Source organism: Wenyingzhuangia gracilariae (genome assembly GCF_056387575.1).
Map to the genome: position 1 here is coordinate 1209386 of NZ_CM150748.1, position 17294 is coordinate 1226679.

A 17294-nucleotide genomic window follows, 5' to 3' on the forward strand; every position below is an offset into this window, starting at 1 on the left:
TATTTTTTTGTCAATTAAATTACAAATCAACTTTTATTAATTGATGATGAATTGTTAACACTTGTTCTTTCAACAATTCTAGGTCATTATTTTCTATAATATAATCTGCCTTTGCTATTTTTTTTTCTTGACTCCATTGGTTTTTCATTCTTGCCAAAACGTCTTCTCTATTTACTCCATCTCGTTGCATAACCCTTGCTATTCTAGTTTCTTTAGAGGCTGTTACTACAATTACTTTATCGCATAATTTTTGGCTATTATTTTCAAACAAAATTGCATTTTCGTAAACCAAATAATGTGCGGTTTGCTCTTGAACAAATTTTTTAAAATGTTGATGTACTTCTGGATGAACAATTTGATTTAATTTTAAAAGCAATTCTTTGTTTTTAAACACCTTATTGGCAATATAAACTCTGTTTAACGTATTGTTGTTGTAAGCTTCTTTCCCTAGTAATTCTGTAATTTTAGTTTGTACACTTACCGATGTATTCATGATTTTTTTAGCTTCTACATCTGCTATGTAAACGGGTACACCTAGAGCTATAAACTCTTTAAGCACTGTACTTTTTCCACTTCCAATTCCTCCTGTTAACCCAACAACCATTATTCTTTAAGTATTAAATATTCTACTTTATCGGTATTTAATTTAGCGCTAGAAACTACATCAGATTTTTTTACCAATTCTATTTTTATATGCTTGGCTCCTCGCTTATTGTAATCACAAATTACAGTAAAGTCTTTAGGATTTACAACATTAAATTGAGAGAGACGGACCAAACATGTAACTTTTACTTTTTTAGGGTACAAAACCAAATCGTTTTCTGGTTGATTTATAATTTTAACAGGTACGGTAATTGTTTTTTCTGTTATTTTTTCTATTTCGGCCTTTATTTGTACAGCTTTTTTGTTTATTTCTAACTTTGGTATATTGGGTTTTATAAGTTTAACTGTTTCATTTATTGAGCTAACAACATCTTTTTTCTCAAATTTTTCTAACTGTATTTGCTTTACCTTTGCTACTTGCATTTCTGGCCCAGATACAATTACTGAATCTGGAACTATTTGAACTCCGTTAAATGAATTATATCCTGAATGATAGTTAATGGAAATATTGGGAATTACAGGAACTTTTTTAAAGCTTTTTTTTCCTAATTTAATTTCTACAGAATCTTCTATAACATCTATTAAATTGTTTTTTTCTTTAATAATAGCTCTTACTTGTTTTTTTAACTCTGCGTTTGGTAAAAAATATGTGTATTGATTTCTTTTTTTTATATGCTCTAAAGATAGTTTGATCTTATTTTTTTTAAATGCTCTGGTAAAAAAATAAAACCCATCGGACTCTATTCTAAGCGATAAATTTTCTGGCGGATTTTCTTGAAAAACAAATTGATTTGGTAAATCTTCGTAAACAATAGCATAGGTAACCACTTGTGTATATGTTTTTGACAACTTGTTTAAAAACCAAAAAATAAAGGTTCCTAAAACAAATATTAAAAAAATAGAATCTCTTCTTTTGTTAAACCTATATGTTCTTTTTCTTTTTTTATTTACCATAGTTGCTAAAATAACAAATGATATGCATTAATATTGTGTCTTTTAAAACAAAAAAAACGTCTTTAGAAAAGTTTCTAAAGACGTTTTTTTTATCATGTTAATTTCCCTTATTTTTTTTCAGGTGCATTGTATTTCTTTGTCAACTCAATATTTAAAGCAGCCTTTTCTATTAACAATTTTCCTGCATTGGTTTCTATCATTACAGTTCCTTCGTTAATTTCTACTAACTTTCCATGAATTCCTCCTGTAGTAACTACTTTGGTTCCTTTTACCAAAGATTCCTTAAATTTTTTCTCGTTTCTAGATTTTCTTACTTGTGGTATAATCATAAAAAATACGATGAAAATTACCATTACAACTAAAAACATAGGACTCATTGGACTTTCTTGTAATACTATCATTTTAAATTTATTTTGTTTTATTATATGTTGCTATTTGTTTATCAAATATATGTAGAAAAGTAAAAAATTAATCTATAAAATTAATTTTATAACATTCCTCTTCCTATTTTATTCAACCTATTGTTTGCCTGAAATTCTTTCCAAATTTTATCTAAAACACCATTAATAAACACACTACTTTTTTCAGTTGAATAGTCTTTTGCAATTTCTAAGTATTCATTAATGGTAGCTTTTACAGGTATTGATGGGAATTTTAAAAATTCGCAGATAGCCATTTTAATTAAAATCATATCTAAATCTGCAATTCTATCTGTTTCCCAGTTTGGTGTTTTGTCTGTAATTTCTTCTTCGAACTGTGGTAAGTTTAACACTGTTTTTTTAAACAAATCAGAAGCAAATTCTTCGTCATCGCTATTTTTATACAACTTTCCTAAAACAAAAGTGCTATTTGCTTTTAATTCTTGAAGCGTTTTTACAACCCAAGTGTTTACAAAAGGAATGTCATCTGCCCAACTAATGTTTTCACCTTCGTAGTATTCTGATAATTTTTCGTTTGGAGCAATAAACTCTGCAAAAAACTTGACCACAAATTTTACATCGTCTTTGTAGTTTGTTTCTTCTTGTGCCATGTATTCTTTATACAAAGAACTGTCTATTAATTCTTTATAAATATTGGCTACATATTTATCATCTAAATACCAGTTATTTAACTTATTTTCTTCTATATAACTTTGTAAAGAAACACTCTCTTTTAAAATGTTAATTACAGCGTTGTTTATAAATTTTTTATTAGGGTTTAGCTCTTCGGCTGTGGCCAAATGCTTTTTTTTAGCCGCTTCTTGTGTTAGGGTTGCTAATTGATTAACTCTTACAATCATATCTAAAGACAATACATACAAGTCGTATAATTTGTCAATACTTTGTCTTAAGAATTTTTCTTCTTTTACAATATTATCACTTTTAGAATGGGTTATCGCATAAACTGATTGCATCACCTTTACACGAATATGTCTTCTGTTAATCATTAGAAAGAACTTATAGTTTTTATGGCTACAAAAGTAATACTTAATTAAGTTATGTGAAAAGATTACGTTTAAAAAATTAATTAAGTTTTAACATGCTTGGCATATAAATTGACAGTCTTAAATTATAAAATTCCACTATCTTCGTAAACACAAATACTACGCTACCTTTCCATGAAAGAATTAAAATATATCAATCAATTTTTTTACAAATACAGATATCGTCTTTTACTCGGTATTTTAATTTCTATAGCTTCTAGATACTTGGCTGTAAAAGTTCCTGAAATTGTTAAAAACTCTATTAATGCTGCCAGCGATTATCAAAAAGGAATTGTTACAGATTTAGATATTGTTAAAAAAGAATTACTTTTTAACATACTCCTAATTATAGGGTTGGCTTTTCTATCTGGTTTTTTTACTTTTTTAATGAGACAAACCATTATTGTTACCTCTAGATTGGTAGAGTTTGATTTAAAAAACAAAGTATATGAACAATACCAACGCTTAAGTTTAAACTTTTACAAAAAGAACAGAACCGGTGATTTAATGAACCGTATTAGTGAAGATGTTGGTAAAGTACGTATGTATGTGGGGCCTGCTATTATGTACACCATTAATATGTTGGTTATGTTTTCTGTTGCAATTTATAAAATGATACAGATAGACATTAAACTAACCTTGTACACCTTACTACCATTTCCTCTTTTATCGGTTTCTATTTTTGTATTAAGCAAACACATACATATAAAAAGCACCATTGTTCAAGAACAACTCTCTAAATTAACCACTTATACACAAGAAATTTTCTCGGGTATGAATGTGGTCAAATCATATGCTATTGAAGGCATTACCAAAAAAGATTTTTTTGAAATTGCCGAGGACAACAAAAATAAAAATGTAGACTTATTTAAAGTTCAAGCTTTGTTTTTTCCTTTAATGATTTTATTAATTGGAGCATCTAACCTAATTGTACTTTATGTTGGAGGAATGCAGTACATTAAAGGACACATTAGTATTGGTGTAATTGCAGAGTTTATTATGTACACCAACATGCTAACTTGGCCAGTAGCTATTGTTGGCTGGGTAACCTCTACCATTCAACAAGCAGAAGCTTCACAAAAAAGAATCAACGAATTTTTAAATCAAGAGCCAGAAATTACCAACCCTAGTAATGATATGATTCCTATACAAGGAGCTATTAAATTCAACAATGTATCTCTTACCTATCAAGACACCAATATTACAGCCCTAAATAGTATAAGCTTTAAAGTAAACCCTGGCGAAACCTTAGCCATTCTAGGAAAAACTGGTTCCGGAAAATCTAGTATTTTAAACCTAATTAGTAGACTGTACGATACTACTACAGGTAGCGTTTCAATTGATGATTTACCTATAAACAAACACAATATTTACAATTTAAGGAATCATATTGGTTTTGTTCCTCAGGATCCTTTTCTGTTTTCAGACACCTTAGCAAACAACATTCGTTTTGGAAAAGAAGATGCCACACAACAAGAAATAGAAAATGCAGCTAAAAATGCAGTTGTTCACGATAATATTATTGGGTTTAATAAAAAATACGAAACAATTTTAGGGGAAAGAGGGGTTACGTTATCTGGAGGACAAAAACAACGTGTTTCTATTGCAAGAGCAATTATTAAAAAACCTCAAATTTATATTTTTGACGATTGCTTATCGGCAGTAGATACAGAAACCGAAGAAAAAATATTGCGCAATTTAAAATCTATTAGCGCACAAAACACCACTATTATTGTTAGTCATCGTATAAGTGCAGCACAACATGCAGACAAAGTTATTGTGCTAGACAATGGTACAATTGCACAACAAGGAACTCATTCAGAACTAGTTAACAAACCAGGGCTGTATCAAGAAATGTACAAACAACAACTAGAAGAAAAAGAAATAGAATAATTTACTGTAAAATAATTATTTTTATATATTTGAGTAGATAACAGTAATCAATAAAAAATGAAAGAAAGAGAAGGGCAAGAAGAAATTTTTTCTCAAATCCTAAGAGCTGGAAGAAGAACCTATTTTTTTGACGTTAGATCTACCAAAGCAGGTGATTATTACTTAACAATTACGGAAAGTAAAAAATTTACACATGATGATGGTAGTTTTCATTATCAAAAACACAAAATTTATTTATATAAAGAAGATTTTGTTGAATTTCATGAACAACTAAAACAAGCTACTGATTTTATTATTAATGAAAAAGGGCTTGAAGTTATTAGTGAAAGACATCAAAAAGACTTTAAAAAAGAAGAAACTGAAAACGATACTTCACAAGAATCTGATATGGCAACAGCCGATTTTACCCAAGTAAATTTTGACGATATATAAAAAAAAACTCAACTTAATCAGTTGAGTTTTTTTTTGTCCCCTAATAAATTATGTTTGTAAAAAATTATACGCTATGAATTACAAATTAATCTTATTGGGATTGTTACTTTCTTTTAACACTGTAATTTCTCAAATTAAAAAAACGTACGTTCCTACAACTATTCTCCTTAATAATGGGGAACAGCTAAACGTGTTCACTATTCCTCTAAAACTAGGAAACAAAACAACTGTTTTAAACTTTAAAAATCAACTAGAAACTGAAACCACAAAAACACTAAACCTAAATAACATTAAGAGCTTTGTTATCAACTCAGAACAAGAATATTTCGTTATCAAAATTAAAAACGAAACTCTAGTTGACACTTTTATTGCAAAAATCATGATTAAAGGTAAAGCATCCTTATATCAAACATATATAGATGATAAGATTTCTTATATTGTTGTAAATGATGACAAAACTTGTTTGTTAAGAGAAGATAAAATAAAATTTGGAGACAAACAATTAACCAAATATAATTTTTGGGGTAAACTTAATTATGTGCTTGATGGCTTTATTAACAACGACAGAGACAATGCTTATTTTAGTGAATCTTATTTTAAAAAAGTAAAGGAAGCAAAAGCATTAGTAGCAATATTATAAAAAACAAAAAGTCTTTTTTGATGTTTACTGCTTTGGGAAACTTTTGGGAAAAAGATCAAAGTGAATTCAATTTTCAATTAATTTACAGAAAATATTTAATTGACGTTAGCGATAAAACGTCTATCAATATTGGATTTTTATACAGTAGGCACAACGCGATGGAAGTTCCTGTTTCTTATTATTACATCCCAAATCAAGACAAAAAAAAATCGTGGGCTAATACATATAACGTTCCGCTTATAATACAACATGACTTACTACAATTTAAAAAATTAAGAGCCAATATTTATTCTGGAATACAATTTTCATATATAGATGTAAATGGATATGCCAAAGAAAATGATTACTACGGAAAATTTACGAATAATAAAGGTTTACAAAAATCTTATGGTTTTTCTTTCTTATATGGTGCTGGTTTAGAATTTGACATTACAAAACACATTATGCTAAATATAATTTATAAAAAATCTTTATACGACCATTTACCTATGGTAGGTTTAACTTATTATTTTGAAAAAAAATAAACTACAAAACAACTATATAAAAAACTCAGTCATTTTGATTGAGTTTTTTTATGCCCTTTTTTGAAAGTTATTTTTATTGAAACGACGAAAACATTAGTAATTAAAAACACAATCATTATGAGCTTAACAAAACAATTATTAGATAAAAAACAAGATAGTGCTGCTAAAATTCCTGCAGAAATATACAATCAAATGACCCAAGCAACACGAAATTTAATTAACCAACACTTATCTGCAAAAGCTCCACAAAAAGGTAATATTCTTCCTAATTTTAATTTACCTAATAGCAAAGGAGAGTCCATTTCACTATCTAATATTACAAGTAAAGGAAATGCTGTTATATCTTTTTACCGAGGAGGTTGGTGCCCTTATTGCAATTTAGAATTAAAAGCTTTAAACAATATTTTACCTCAACTTAAAGAATTAAATGCAGAATTAGTAGCAATTACACCTGAAACACCAGACAATTCCCTATCTACATCTGAAAAAAACAATATAAATTTTAATATTCTTACAGACTACAACAATAGTTATGCAAAAGAACTAAACTTATCTTTTGAGCTACCTGATGAAATTAAAACTATTTACAACAATTTTAATATTGATATAGAAAAACACAATGGTAATACAAATTTTGAATTACCAATGCCAGCAACTTTTGTCGTAGATAATCAAGGAATTATCCTACATGCATTTGTACCCGAAGACTATACCACAAGACTAGATCCCGACAAGATTCTTGAAGTTTTAAAAAAATAACCACAAAAAAAGGCTCTGTTATAAAACAGAGCCTTTTTTATATGTAGTTTTTTATAAATATTATCCTACCAATACTTCTTGTACTTTTTCAGCAGCTTCTTGAAATTCTGTAGCCGATATTACATCTAAACCTTCTTGTGCATCTATCAAAGCTTTTGCTTCTACAGCGTTGGTTCCTTGTAAACGTACAATAATAGGTACATTAATACTATCTCCCATATTTTTATAAGCATCTACAACTCCTTGTGCCACACGGTCACAACGAACAATACCTCCAAAAATATTTACCAAAATAGCTTTTACTTTAGGATCTTTTAATATAATTCCAAAAGCAGTTTGTACTCTTTCAGCATCTGCAGTACCTCCAACATCTAAAAAGTTAGCAGGTTCTCCACCAGCTTGCTTAATTAAATCCATGGTACCCATTGCCAATCCAGCTCCGTTTACCATACATCCTACGTTTCCATCTAAGGCAACATAATTCAATCCTGCTGCTTTGGCTTCAACTTCTGTAGGGTGCTCTTCTCTAATATCTCTATAATCAACGTAATTTTTATGACGATACAAAGCATTTTCATCTAAAGAAACTTTTGCATCTACCGCTAAAATTTGATCATCAGCTGTTTTAAACACAGGGTTAATTTCAAATAAAGAAGAATCAGACCCCTCATAAGCTTTGTACAAAGCCATAGCAAATTTGGTCATGTCTTTAAACGCTGCTCCAGACAATCCTAAATTAAATGCTATTTTACGAGCTTGAAAAGGTAAAATTCCTGTTGCAGGATCTATTTCTTCTGTAAAAATTAATTCAGGTGTTTTTTCTGCAACCTCTTCAATATCCATACCTCCTTCAGGAGAATACATAATCATGTTTCTACCTGTTGCTCTGTTTAACAAAACAGACATATAGTATTCTTCTGGTTTAGAAGGACCATCGTAATAAACATTCTCAGAAATTAATACTTGGTGTACTTCTTTTCCTTCTGCAGAAGTTTGAGGTGTAACCAACATCATTCCGATGATTTGCTCAGCATACATTTTAACTTCTTCGATAGATTTAGCGATTTTTACACCACCTCCTTTACCACGTCCACCTGCGTGTATTTGTGCTTTAACCGCAAAAACTGTGCATCCTTTCTCTGCATGAATCTTATTTGCAGCCTCTAATGCTTCCTCTGGTGTTGTAGCAACAAGTTCCATAGGTACTTTTACTCCAAAACTCTTTAAAATTTCTTTTCCTTGAAATTCGTGTAAATTCATAAAACTCTATTCTTAAAATATATAAATGTTTTCCAAAAATATAAATAACGTTTTACTAATGGTCTTATTCATATCTTTTTTTTGTTAAAAAATAAGTATTTAACAAAAAAGCCAGAATCGTATCTTTTTTAGTACTTTCGTTTTGATACTTTACTGAGTTATGATAATTGCCAAAAACATTCAAAAATCTTTTAACAACACTTTAGTTTTAAAAGGAATTGATCTGCATATAAAAAAAGGAGAAATAGTTGCTATTGTAGGCCCTTCTGGAGCGGGAAAAACGACTCTTTTACAAATTTTAAGTACGCTAGACAAACCCGATAGTGTTCCTAGCGAACTGCTTATTAACAACGTAAACCCTGTAGGATTAAAGGATAAAAAAATATCTGAATTTAGAAATCAACACATTGGTTTTGTATTTCAATTTCATCAATTATTGCCAGAATTTACCGCTTTAGAAAATGTATGTCTTCCGGCATATATTGCCCATAAAAAAAATAAAGAAGTACAAACTAGAGCTTTAGAGTTGTTGAATTTTTTAGGCATAAAAAATAAAGCAGAAAACAAACCTAGTCAGTTGTCTGGAGGAGAACAACAACGTGTTGCCGTTGCTAGAGCATTAATCAATCAGCCTGCAATTGTATTTGCTGATGAACCAAGTGGTAATTTAGATACTGAAAGTGCCAACAATTTACACGATTTGTTTTTTGACCTAAGAGATCAATTCAATCAAACTTTTGTCATTGTTACTCACAATGAAAAATTAGCCAACATGGCCGATAGAAAATTGGTTTTAAAAGATGGAAATATTGTTTCTTAAAACTTATAAATCAACTTTTTAAAACAAATTAATTACGATTAAATACCCAAAGTTTAAAATATGATTGGAATAATTAGTGCCATGCACGATGAATTGGCAGAACTTTTACTAATTATAAAAGACAAGCAAACAATAGTTATTGGAAATAGAGACTATTATACAGGAACTTTACACAACCAAAAAGTTGTTGTTGTGTTTTCTAAATGGGGAAAAGTAGCTGCTGCCATTACAACCACTCAATTAATTAGTCGTTTTTCTCCTTCAGAAATTATTTTTACTGGAGTTGCTGGAGCCATTGATGAAAATTTACATATTGGTGATATTGTGTACGGAACTGAATTGGTACAGCATGATATGGATGCGTTTCCTTTATTTCCCAAACTAGAAATTCCTTTACTTAACAAAACTTATATTGGTACAAGTTCTAACTCTTCTCTTTATCTTTCGGTAACTAAGTTCCAAGAAAACTACTTTAAACACATATCGGTTAATCAAGCTCACTTGTTTGGAATTCAAAACCCAAAAATAAAAAAGGGAATTATAGCTAGTGGCGATCAATTTATAAGTGATGCTACAAGTGTTCTTTCTATCAAAAATAAAATTCCAAACGTACAATGTGTAGAAATGGAAGGTGCTGCCGTTGCTCAAGTTTGTGATGAATATAAAGTTCCTTTTTCTATTATTAGAATTATATCTGACAAAGCCAACCATACTGCTCCTATAGATTTTCCTGTATTTACTAAAAAAATAGCTAGTAAATATGCAAAAGGCATTCTAGAAAATTATTGCAGTTAATTTTTGTTTGCGTATCTTTGACCAATCCTTAAACAATGACAAGAAACGCTAAACCTCTTTTTGCGAATTACTGCACAACTCAACCGAGTACAATTGTTTATTTTGCTAAGTACAGCAACACAAAATTTCTTTTTTCAACTATCTTGAATCATTTTATAGCATGAATATTTTACTAAAATCGGCTACTATTTTTGACCCAAAAAGTAAACACCACAAACAAACTACAGATGTTTTAATAGAAAATGGTCATATTTCAAAAATAGAAAACAACCTTACTTGCCCAAGCAATTGTCAAGAAATAAAACTAGAAAACTTAACCATATCTAACGGTTGGTTTGACCCTAGTGTAAGTTTTGGAGAACCAGGTTATGAAGATAGAGAAACCATAGCTAACGGAATAGAAGTAGCGGCCAAGTCTGGATTTACTCAAGTTGGTTTAAATTCCAATTGCTATCCGTTTACCGATTCTAAATCCATCGTTAATTTCTTAAAAACAAAAGCTATAGGAACAGGAGTAAACATTCATCCAATAGCAAGTTTAACCAAAGAAAGTAAAGGACAAGATATTGCTGAATTATATGACATGCAACAAGCAGGAGCCATTGCTTTTAATGATTATAAAAAAGGAACTAAAAATGCCAATCTTATTAAAATTGCTTTACAATACACACAAAGCTTTAACGGACTAGTAATGAGCTACCCAAACAATTGCAACATTGCCGGTGATGGTTTGGTAAACGAAGGTATAAACAGTACCCATTTGGGTTTAAAAGGGACTCCTGCCCTAGCCGAGGAATTACAAATAAGTAGAGATTTATTTTTATTAGAATACACTGGTGGTAGACTACATATTCCTACCATTAGTACTCAAAAATCGGTAGCGTTAATTAAAGAAGCCAAAAACAAAGGATTAAATGTTACTTGTAGCGTTAGTGCAGATCATTTAACAATTACAGATGATGAACTTCATGCCTTTGATGCCAATTACAAAATAGCTCCACCTCTAAGAACTCAAAAAGACATTTTAGCATTAATAGAAGGGGTAAAAGATGGAACTATTGATTTTATTACCTCTGACCACGACCCTATTGATATTGAAAATAAAAAACTAGAATTTAGCAATGCTATTGATGGTTCTATAGGTTTAGAAAGTTTTTTCATCAGCCTACAAAACATTTTTGATTTAGATATTTTAATCGATAAAATAACAACAAGCCCGCTAACTATTTTTGGATTAGAAACTTCTAGTATTCATGTTGGAGAAAAAGCAAATATTAGCTTGTTTACCACACAAGGAGAAGGTATTTTTAATAAAAATGCTATTTTATCTATCTCAACCAACAGTGCATACATCGGAAAAAAAACAATAGGAAAAGTATACGGATCCTACAACAATAGTATTTTAACCCTAGCCTAATGACAGATTTATCTTTAGAATACATAGTTAGAGAACCTTTATTTACGAAAGAAAAAGCCCCATTAATTCTATTAATCCACGGATATGGTAGTAATATGGATGATTTATTTTCCTTTGCAAACGAATTGCCCAAAAAAGCACTAATTGTTAGTGTACAAGCACCTACTGCGTTACCTTTTGGCGGCTATGCTTGGTACAGTATTACTTTTGATGCTGATGAAAACAAATTCTCAGATCCTGAGGAAGGAAAAGAATCGGTAGAAAAACTAAATATTTTTATTGATGAGCTTATTGATAAATACAACATAGATAGTTCTAAAATATTTATGACCGGATTTAGTCAAGGAGCCATTCTAAGTTATGCCTTTTCTTTTACCTATCCAGAAAAAGCAAATTATGTAGTTGCTTTAAGTGGTTACTTTAATCATGATTTTTTACAAAAAAAAGCCACCACAAATAAAGTAGATTATTTTATTTCTCACGGAACCGTAGATCAAGTAATACCTGTAGACTGGGCGAGAAAAGCACCAACTTTGTTAAACTCTTTAAACATTAAGAATACGTATAAAGAATATCCGGTAGGACACGGAATACATCCTAACAATTTTTACGATTTTAAAAATTGGATTACAGAAAGATTATAAATTAAAAAAGGCAGTGTGTTTTACACTGCCTTTTTTAATTTATTCTTGAGTTACTACCCAAAGTGAATGAATCACCCCTGGAACGAAAAATACAATGGACAAAATAACATTGATAACAAAGTGTTTTCCAATTCCTCTTTTTAAGAAAACGGCTAATGGTGGTAAAAAAAATGATAATACAATTAATAAAAGCTTATTCGTCATTGGTTTGTTTTTTGTTGATTACTATTCTTTAAATATAAAGAATATCTTTTACAATGTTATTTCCAAACCATCATAAGACAAAAAAACATTTTTAGGCAACGTTTTGCTTACCTCTTCATGAAAACCTAATCGGTGACTAATGTGGGTAAAATATGTTTTTTTAGGTTGTAGAACCGCAACCAAATCTAAAGCTTCTTTTAAATTTAAATGTGTAGGATGCTCTTCTATTCTTAAAGCATTTACCACCAAAACTTCTAAATCTTTTAGTTTATTAATTTCTAATTCATCTAAAGTTTTTACATCTGTTAAATACGCAAAATCATCAACCCTATAGCCTAAAATAGGTAAGTTACCATGGTTTACTTGTATAGGTATTATCTGTTTTACTCCCAAATTAAAAGATTGATGATCTATAACTGTAGGCAAAACAGCTGCTGCCCCTGGATATCTATTTTTAGTGGTAAAAATATACTCATACCTTTTACTCAAACTATCCATTACTCTTTGCATGGCAAAAATAGGCATAGGACCTTTTTTATAACAATAAGGTCTAATGTCATCTAAACCCGCAATATGATCAGAATGTTCATGCGTAAATAGAATAGCATCAATATTTGTTACCTTATTATCTAGCATTTGCATTCTAAAATCGGCTCCGCAATCTATCAAACACGTAAAATCATCCCACTGTATTAATACAGAAGAACGCATTCTTTTGTCTTTAGAATCTGTAGAAAAATTTACAGGTTCATCAGATAACAACATGGGAATTCCTTGTGAAGTTCCTGTACCTAAAAAAGTAACTTTCATTCTTAAAAATCTTATGTCAAAAATACGAAAACAGCGCTACTTAAATGTCTAAATTTGGTATATTTGATTTGTAACATAGAAATCATCAACATGGCAGTATCACACAAAGGAGATATTCTGGTAGAAAACATTTTAACAAGCAAAACCAAAGCACTTAAAATTAACCTTAACAAAAATATTTACGGTACTTTTTCAGAAATTGGAGCCGGACAAGAAACTGTTCGTCATTTTTTTAGGGCTGGAGGTTCTTCTGGAACCATTGCTAAAGCTATGAGTGCTTACGATAAAGATTTTTCTGATGCTATTTATGGTATTGAAGATGACAAACGATATGTAACTGAAAGTCGTTTGAAAAAAATGTTACGCCACGAAATTCAATTGATTGAAAGTCGTTTGAACAGAAGCAAGCATCCTGATAAAATGTATTTTAGTTACGCCAACACCGTAGCTACTATAGATTTTGCCAAACAATTTAAAGGACATGGTTGGGTAGGTATTCACTTTCAACTATCTCCTCATGAACAATACAACGAAATTGTTTTACATTTAAGATTTAAACAAACTGATGCTACTTTACAACAAGAAACTCTAGGAAAACTAGGAGTGAACTTAATTTATGGAGCATTTTACCATAACGACAATCCTAAAGATTTAATTGTTTCATTGTATGACAATATAGAAAAAGATGAGATTGAAATTGACATGATTAATTTCTCTGGACCTAGATTTACTTATGTAGACAATAGATTGATGAGTTTACAATTGGTTAAAAATGGAATGACCAATGCAGTAATGTTTAACGATAGTGGTAAAAACCTACTGCCTGCTCAAGAATTGTATAAAAAAAACATATTAGCTTTACGTGGTAGATTTAGACCTGTAACTAAAGTAAATATGGATGTTTACGAAGAATCTCAAAAACTATTTTTTGCTGATAAAAGAGTAGATCCTAAAAGAACCAAAACCATTTTTGAAATTACACTCTCTAACTTAAAAAACGAAGGAGAAATTAACGAACGTGACTTTTTAGACAGAGCCGACTTACTTTGTTCTTTAGGTCAAATAGTAATGATTACCAACTTTCAAGAATACTACAAATTGGTAGAATATTTTGGTGAATTTACCAACGAACAAATTGGTTTTGCCATGGGAGCAGATAGTATTATGAATATTTTTGACATCAAATATTATCACAATTTAAAAGGTAGCATTTTAGAAGGAGTTGGTAAATTGTTCTCTCAAAATTTAAAAATATACCTTTACCCTATTCTTGGCGATTCTGACAACACTATTATAGATAGCAACAACTTAAAATTAAACCATAGGGTTAAAGAACTGTACAGCTATTTTAAAACTTCTAATAAAATAATTGACATTACCAATTACAGAATAGAACACATGAAAATTCAAGCACCAGATGTGTTCAAAAAAATACGTACTAACGAACCAGGGTGGGAAGCTATGCTTCCAGAAGGAATTGCAGAAACCATTAAATTTAAAGGTTTATTTGGTTACCAAAAATAGATAATGTAGGTAGATTTGACAGACGAAGAACAACTTATTGCAAACCTAAAAGATTCTAAAAAAGCCTCTAAAGCTTTTGATGAACTAGTAAAACTATACAAAGAACGTTTGTATTGGCATATCCGTAAAATTGTGATCAATCACGATGACACTGATGATGTTTTGCAAAACACGTTTATTAAAGTTTATAAAAACATAGGTGGCTTTAAAGAAGAAAGTAAACTTTTTTCTTGGATGTATAGAATTGCAACCAACGAAGCCATTACGTTTTTAAATAAAAATGCAAAAAAAACAAATTTACCTATAGAAGATTATCAGAAAGAATTAAGATCTAGTTTGCAAGATGATGAACTTTTTGATGGAGATAGCATTCAATTAATTCTGCAAAAAGCAATTGCTGAATTGCCCCACAAACAGCAATTGGTATTTAACATGAAGTATTTTGATGAATTAAAATACGAAGAAATCTCAGAAATATTAGACACTTCTGTAGGAGCTTTAAAGGCTTCTTATCATCATGCTGTTAAAAAAATAGAAAGTTATATTAAAAATTATTAAACCTTTCACACAAAAAAACATCTAAGGTTTAACATGAATAAAGAAAACCAACATAGCGAAGAATTTTTAAAAGAGATTGTAGGTCACAAAAATCCTTTTAAAACACCCGAAAATTATTTTAATAATCTTTCGGAAAGAATTGCTACAGAACAATTTAAGGAAACACTTCCTAAAACATCCGGATACAAAATCCCAAATCAGTATTTTGAAACATTTAAAGTTCAAAAGCCAAAATCTAAGCTTAGGGTTTTTATGCCTTATATAGCTACAGCTGCTGCAATTGCTTTTGGTTTTTTTGTTTTTAAATCAAATAATAACATCAATCAATCTGATGAGTTAAACAATAGCGATATTATTAATTATTTAGCCATTGAAGAAAACATTGATATTAATGACATTTTAAATAATACAGAAGAAAGTGACCTATCTTTTATGTATTCTAACCTTAACGACCTTAATCCAACAGTAGAGCAATTGTCTACAGAATTAAGCGAGTACGAAATTATTGACTTTTAACTATGAATTATAAAACTACCCTACTACTATTTTTGTTTCTAACAAGTTTTACTTTTTACGGACAAAACAAAAATAAAGACAAAACATATGCACAAAAAATTGCTGCTGCTAGAATTAGTTTTTTAACAGATCAATTATCCTTGACATCCAAACAAGCAGAAAAATTTTGGCCTGTTTACAACAAAGGAAAAAACGAAATGTATGTTTTTAATAGAGAAAGAAACACTTTACAAAAAAAAATAAATTTAGAAACAGTTACCGAAGCTGAAGCAAAAGCCTTGGTTGATAAAATTGACAGTCTTGATGCTTCTTTTTTTAAAAGAAAACAAAAACTAAATATTGAATTGACAAATGTTTTAAGTTTTAAACAAATTTTAAAATTAAAAGATGCAGAAATTAATTTTAAAAAGAAATTATTAGAAAGAATTAAGAAAACTAAATAAGTACATTTTTAATTGTTCTACTTTTTGCAACCGTTTCTAACCACTCTTTTTCAGGATTGCTATCTTTTGTTATTCCACCACCAACATACAAGCTTACTTTATTGTTGTGAATAGAAAAACATCTTAAATTAACAAACAAAGAGGTTTCTTGTTCCAAATTTAAAACTCCTAAATATCCTGTATAAAAAGATCTGTAATAACCTTCATTTTCTAAAATATAACTTTTACTTTCATTTTTAGGCAATCCACATACGGCAGGTGTAGGATGTAATAATTTTACAATTCTTTCTAAATCTTTTTGTGCTCTTAACTTCCCCTTTACTTTGGTTTTTAAGTGTAGTAAAGTTCCTGCTCTTACGGTTTCTACTTCTGAAAACTCCAAACCATCAACCGTATGTTGTAAGTTTTGTTTTATAAAATCAGAAACCATTTGTTGTTCTTCTAGCTCTTTTGTTCCCCATACTGGATTTAAATCACCCTTAAAAGATTGCGTTCCTGCTAAAGACATGGTTTTAAAAACTCCTTTTTTTACTGTTATTAAGGTTTCTGGAGTAGCCCCCATCCACATTCCAACTTTAGGATGATACCAAACATACACATATGCATTGGTATAAGTTGTTAGTAGTTTTTTAAAAACAGTAATGGTATCAAAACAATTTACTTCTATCTCTTCTTTTCTAGAAATTACAACTTTAGACAATTGTGTGCTTTTAATAGTAGCAATAGCTTTTGCAACTTTTTGCTCATGTACAAACTGTGCTTTTGCATCTGTTTTAAGATCATCATTCCATTGAGAAAACACACTTGTAGATTCTATTTTTTCTGTAAAAACAAAATCCGGTTTTAAAATATACGCATCTTTATTGCTATCAAAAGGAGCAAATACATAACCGCTTTCATTAAAATCTGTAAACACATGTAGGTTATTTGTGTTTTGACTTATAAATGTTAACGTATTCTCGTTCGGTTTTTTATAGGCAACAAAAGGAATTTTTGCTTGTTCTGCCTCTCTAATTTTTTCTAATATATTCAAACT

The 17294-nt window shown here is 29.8% G+C and carries 21 protein-coding genes; 13 read left to right on the top strand and 8 right to left on the bottom strand.

The genetic code is table 11. The annotated features are described in order from the left end of the window. Positions 1–19: 19 nt before the first annotated feature. From coaE to nusB, 4 genes are all read right to left on the bottom strand, one after another. On the bottom strand, positions 20–604 hold the full coding sequence (gene coaE, locus ACY2IJ_RS05195; RefSeq protein ID WP_476726092.1) for a dephospho-CoA kinase: 585 nt from the start codon (positions 602–604) through the stop codon (positions 20–22). Continuing rightward, on the bottom strand, positions 604–1557 hold the full coding sequence (locus tag ACY2IJ_RS05200) for a YbbR-like domain-containing protein (protein WP_476726093.1): 954 nt from the start codon (positions 1555–1557) through the stop codon (positions 604–606). The genes coaE and ACY2IJ_RS05200 overlap by 1 nt, the downstream gene beginning before the upstream one ends. Positions 1558–1664: 107 nt before the next feature. Beyond that, positions 1665–1958, bottom strand: coding sequence for a preprotein translocase subunit YajC (gene yajC, locus ACY2IJ_RS05205; RefSeq protein WP_476726094.1), 294 nt, complete (start codon positions 1956–1958; stop codon positions 1665–1667). Positions 1959–2044: 86 nt separating this feature from the next. Beyond that, positions 2045–2983, bottom strand: coding sequence for a transcription antitermination factor NusB (gene nusB, locus ACY2IJ_RS05210; RefSeq protein WP_476726095.1), 939 nt, complete (start codon positions 2981–2983; stop codon positions 2045–2047). Positions 2984–3154: 171 nt separating this feature from the next. Between nusB and ACY2IJ_RS05215 the strand changes: the two genes are divergently transcribed. From ACY2IJ_RS05215 to ACY2IJ_RS05235, 5 genes are all read left to right on the top strand, one after another. Further along, the gene (locus tag ACY2IJ_RS05215; protein WP_476726096.1) at positions 3155–4912 is read left to right on the top strand and encodes an ABC transporter ATP-binding protein; all 1758 of its coding nucleotides are present in this window, start codon (positions 3155–3157) and stop codon (positions 4910–4912) included. 57 nt (positions 4913–4969) lie between these two features. Next, the gene (locus ACY2IJ_RS05220; protein ID WP_476726097.1) at positions 4970–5344 is read left to right on the top strand and encodes a PUR family DNA/RNA-binding protein; all 375 of its coding nucleotides are present in this window, start codon (positions 4970–4972) and stop codon (positions 5342–5344) included. A 73-nt stretch (positions 5345–5417) separates the two neighbouring features. After that, positions 5418–5984, top strand: coding sequence for a hypothetical protein (locus ACY2IJ_RS05225; RefSeq protein WP_476726098.1), 567 nt, complete (start codon positions 5418–5420; stop codon positions 5982–5984). 20 nt (positions 5985–6004) lie between these two features. Further along, positions 6005–6508 (top strand): porin family protein, encoded by a 504-nt coding sequence (locus ACY2IJ_RS05230; RefSeq protein WP_476726099.1) that lies wholly within the window; start codon positions 6005–6007, stop codon positions 6506–6508. Between the two features lie 117 nt (positions 6509–6625). Beyond that, positions 6626–7267, top strand: coding sequence for a peroxiredoxin-like family protein (locus ACY2IJ_RS05235; RefSeq protein WP_476726100.1), 642 nt, complete (start codon positions 6626–6628; stop codon positions 7265–7267). A 60-nt stretch (positions 7268–7327) separates the two neighbouring features. Here ACY2IJ_RS05235 and sucC read toward each other — a convergent pair whose 3' ends face one another. Beyond that, positions 7328–8527, bottom strand: a complete 1200-nt coding sequence (gene sucC, locus ACY2IJ_RS05240; RefSeq protein WP_476726101.1) for an ADP-forming succinate--CoA ligase subunit beta — start codon at positions 8525–8527, stop codon at positions 7328–7330. Between the two features lie 160 nt (positions 8528–8687). Between sucC and ACY2IJ_RS05245 the strand changes: the two genes are divergently transcribed. The 4 genes from ACY2IJ_RS05245 to ACY2IJ_RS05260 all read left to right on the top strand — a co-directional run bounded on the left by ACY2IJ_RS05245 (position 8688) and on the right by ACY2IJ_RS05260 (position 12203). Beyond that, positions 8688–9347 carry an ABC transporter ATP-binding protein gene (locus ACY2IJ_RS05245; protein WP_476726102.1) on the top strand — a complete coding sequence of 220 codons (660 nt, stop codon included), beginning with the start codon at positions 8688–8690 and terminating at the stop codon, positions 9345–9347. 60 nt (positions 9348–9407) lie between these two features. Then, entirely contained in the window at positions 9408–10142 is a 735-nt protein-coding gene (locus ACY2IJ_RS05250; RefSeq protein WP_476726103.1) for a 5'-methylthioadenosine/adenosylhomocysteine nucleosidase, read from the top strand. Positions 10143–10302: 160 nt separating this feature from the next. Continuing rightward, positions 10303–11559 (top strand): dihydroorotase, encoded by a 1257-nt coding sequence (locus tag ACY2IJ_RS05255; protein WP_476726104.1) that lies wholly within the window; start codon positions 10303–10305, stop codon positions 11557–11559. Further along, a complete protein-coding gene (locus tag ACY2IJ_RS05260; RefSeq protein ID WP_476726105.1) occupies positions 11559–12203 on the top strand; it encodes an alpha/beta hydrolase in 645 nt (214 codons plus the stop codon). The genes ACY2IJ_RS05255 and ACY2IJ_RS05260 overlap by 1 nt, the downstream gene beginning before the upstream one ends. Before the next feature lie 39 nt (positions 12204–12242). Here the strand turns inward: ACY2IJ_RS05260 and ACY2IJ_RS05265 are convergent, their stop codons facing one another. Both ACY2IJ_RS05265 and ACY2IJ_RS05270 read right to left on the bottom strand, forming a co-directional pair. After that, the gene (locus tag ACY2IJ_RS05265; protein WP_476726106.1) at positions 12243–12407 is read right to left on the bottom strand and encodes a YqaE/Pmp3 family membrane protein; all 165 of its coding nucleotides are present in this window, start codon (positions 12405–12407) and stop codon (positions 12243–12245) included. A gap of 48 nt (positions 12408–12455) precedes the next feature. Further along, positions 12456–13217 (bottom strand): MBL fold metallo-hydrolase, encoded by a 762-nt coding sequence (locus tag ACY2IJ_RS05270; RefSeq protein ID WP_476726107.1) that lies wholly within the window; start codon positions 13215–13217, stop codon positions 12456–12458. A 90-nt stretch (positions 13218–13307) separates the two neighbouring features. Between ACY2IJ_RS05270 and ACY2IJ_RS05275 the strand changes: the two genes are divergently transcribed. Genes ACY2IJ_RS05275 through ACY2IJ_RS05290 form a run of 4 tightly spaced genes read left to right on the top strand, consistent with a single transcriptional unit; the run spans position 13308 to position 16258 of the window. After that, positions 13308–14741, top strand: a complete 1434-nt coding sequence (locus ACY2IJ_RS05275) for a TonB-dependent receptor (protein ID WP_476726108.1) — start codon at positions 13308–13310, stop codon at positions 14739–14741. A gap of 15 nt (positions 14742–14756) precedes the next feature. After that, complete coding sequence (locus ACY2IJ_RS05280) at positions 14757–15299, top strand: RNA polymerase sigma factor (RefSeq protein ID WP_476726109.1); 543 nt, start codon at positions 14757–14759, stop codon at positions 15297–15299. Between the two features lie 33 nt (positions 15300–15332). Continuing rightward, positions 15333–15815 carry a hypothetical protein gene (locus tag ACY2IJ_RS05285; RefSeq protein WP_476726110.1) on the top strand — a complete coding sequence of 161 codons (483 nt, stop codon included), beginning with the start codon at positions 15333–15335 and terminating at the stop codon, positions 15813–15815. A gap of 2 nt (positions 15816–15817) precedes the next feature. Continuing rightward, on the top strand, positions 15818–16258 hold the full coding sequence (locus ACY2IJ_RS05290) for a hypothetical protein (RefSeq protein WP_476726111.1): 441 nt from the start codon (positions 15818–15820) through the stop codon (positions 16256–16258). On the opposite strand, the gene ACY2IJ_RS05295 is transcribed toward ACY2IJ_RS05290, so the two are convergent. Further along, complete coding sequence (locus ACY2IJ_RS05295) at positions 16251–17291, bottom strand: chorismate-binding protein (RefSeq protein ID WP_476726112.1); 1041 nt, start codon at positions 17289–17291, stop codon at positions 16251–16253. The two genes, ACY2IJ_RS05290 and ACY2IJ_RS05295, sit on opposite strands and share 8 nt — an antisense overlap. Between the last annotated feature and the right edge of the window lie 3 nt (positions 17292–17294).

Excerpts from the sequence above, each read along its gene's own strand:
- coaE (WP_476726092.1), bottom strand. The coding sequence starts at position 604 with ATGGTTGTTGGGTTAACAGGAGGAATTGGAAGTGGAAAAAGTACAGTG.
- ACY2IJ_RS05200 (WP_476726093.1), bottom strand. The coding sequence starts at position 1,557 with ATGGTAAATAAAAAAAGAAAAAGAACATATAGGTTTAACAAAAGAAGA.
- yajC (WP_476726094.1), bottom strand. The coding sequence starts at position 1,958 with ATGATAGTATTACAAGAAAGTCCAATGAGTCCTATGTTTTTAGTTGTA.
- nusB (WP_476726095.1), bottom strand. The coding sequence starts at position 2,983 with ATGATTAACAGAAGACATATTCGTGTAAAGGTGATGCAATCAGTTTAT.
- ACY2IJ_RS05215 (WP_476726096.1), top strand. The coding sequence starts at position 3,155 with ATGAAAGAATTAAAATATATCAATCAATTTTTTTACAAATACAGATAT.
- ACY2IJ_RS05220 (WP_476726097.1), top strand. The coding sequence starts at position 4,970 with ATGAAAGAAAGAGAAGGGCAAGAAGAAATTTTTTCTCAAATCCTAAGA.
- ACY2IJ_RS05225 (WP_476726098.1), top strand. The coding sequence starts at position 5,418 with ATGAATTACAAATTAATCTTATTGGGATTGTTACTTTCTTTTAACACT.
- ACY2IJ_RS05230 (WP_476726099.1), top strand. The coding sequence starts at position 6,005 with ATGTTTACTGCTTTGGGAAACTTTTGGGAAAAAGATCAAAGTGAATTC.
- ACY2IJ_RS05235 (WP_476726100.1), top strand. The coding sequence starts at position 6,626 with ATGAGCTTAACAAAACAATTATTAGATAAAAAACAAGATAGTGCTGCT.
- sucC (WP_476726101.1), bottom strand. The coding sequence starts at position 8,527 with ATGAATTTACACGAATTTCAAGGAAAAGAAATTTTAAAGAGTTTTGGA.
- ACY2IJ_RS05245 (WP_476726102.1), top strand. The coding sequence starts at position 8,688 with ATGATAATTGCCAAAAACATTCAAAAATCTTTTAACAACACTTTAGTT.
- ACY2IJ_RS05250 (WP_476726103.1), top strand. The coding sequence starts at position 9,408 with ATGATTGGAATAATTAGTGCCATGCACGATGAATTGGCAGAACTTTTA.
- ACY2IJ_RS05255 (WP_476726104.1), top strand. The coding sequence starts at position 10,303 with ATGAATATTTTACTAAAATCGGCTACTATTTTTGACCCAAAAAGTAAA.
- ACY2IJ_RS05260 (WP_476726105.1), top strand. The coding sequence starts at position 11,559 with ATGACAGATTTATCTTTAGAATACATAGTTAGAGAACCTTTATTTACG.
- ACY2IJ_RS05265 (WP_476726106.1), bottom strand. The coding sequence starts at position 12,407 with ATGACGAATAAGCTTTTATTAATTGTATTATCATTTTTTTTACCACCA.
- ACY2IJ_RS05270 (WP_476726107.1), bottom strand. The coding sequence starts at position 13,217 with ATGAAAGTTACTTTTTTAGGTACAGGAACTTCACAAGGAATTCCCATG.
- ACY2IJ_RS05275 (WP_476726108.1), top strand. The coding sequence starts at position 13,308 with ATGGCAGTATCACACAAAGGAGATATTCTGGTAGAAAACATTTTAACA.
- ACY2IJ_RS05285 (WP_476726110.1), top strand. The coding sequence starts at position 15,333 with ATGAATAAAGAAAACCAACATAGCGAAGAATTTTTAAAAGAGATTGTA.
- ACY2IJ_RS05290 (WP_476726111.1), top strand. The coding sequence starts at position 15,818 with ATGAATTATAAAACTACCCTACTACTATTTTTGTTTCTAACAAGTTTT.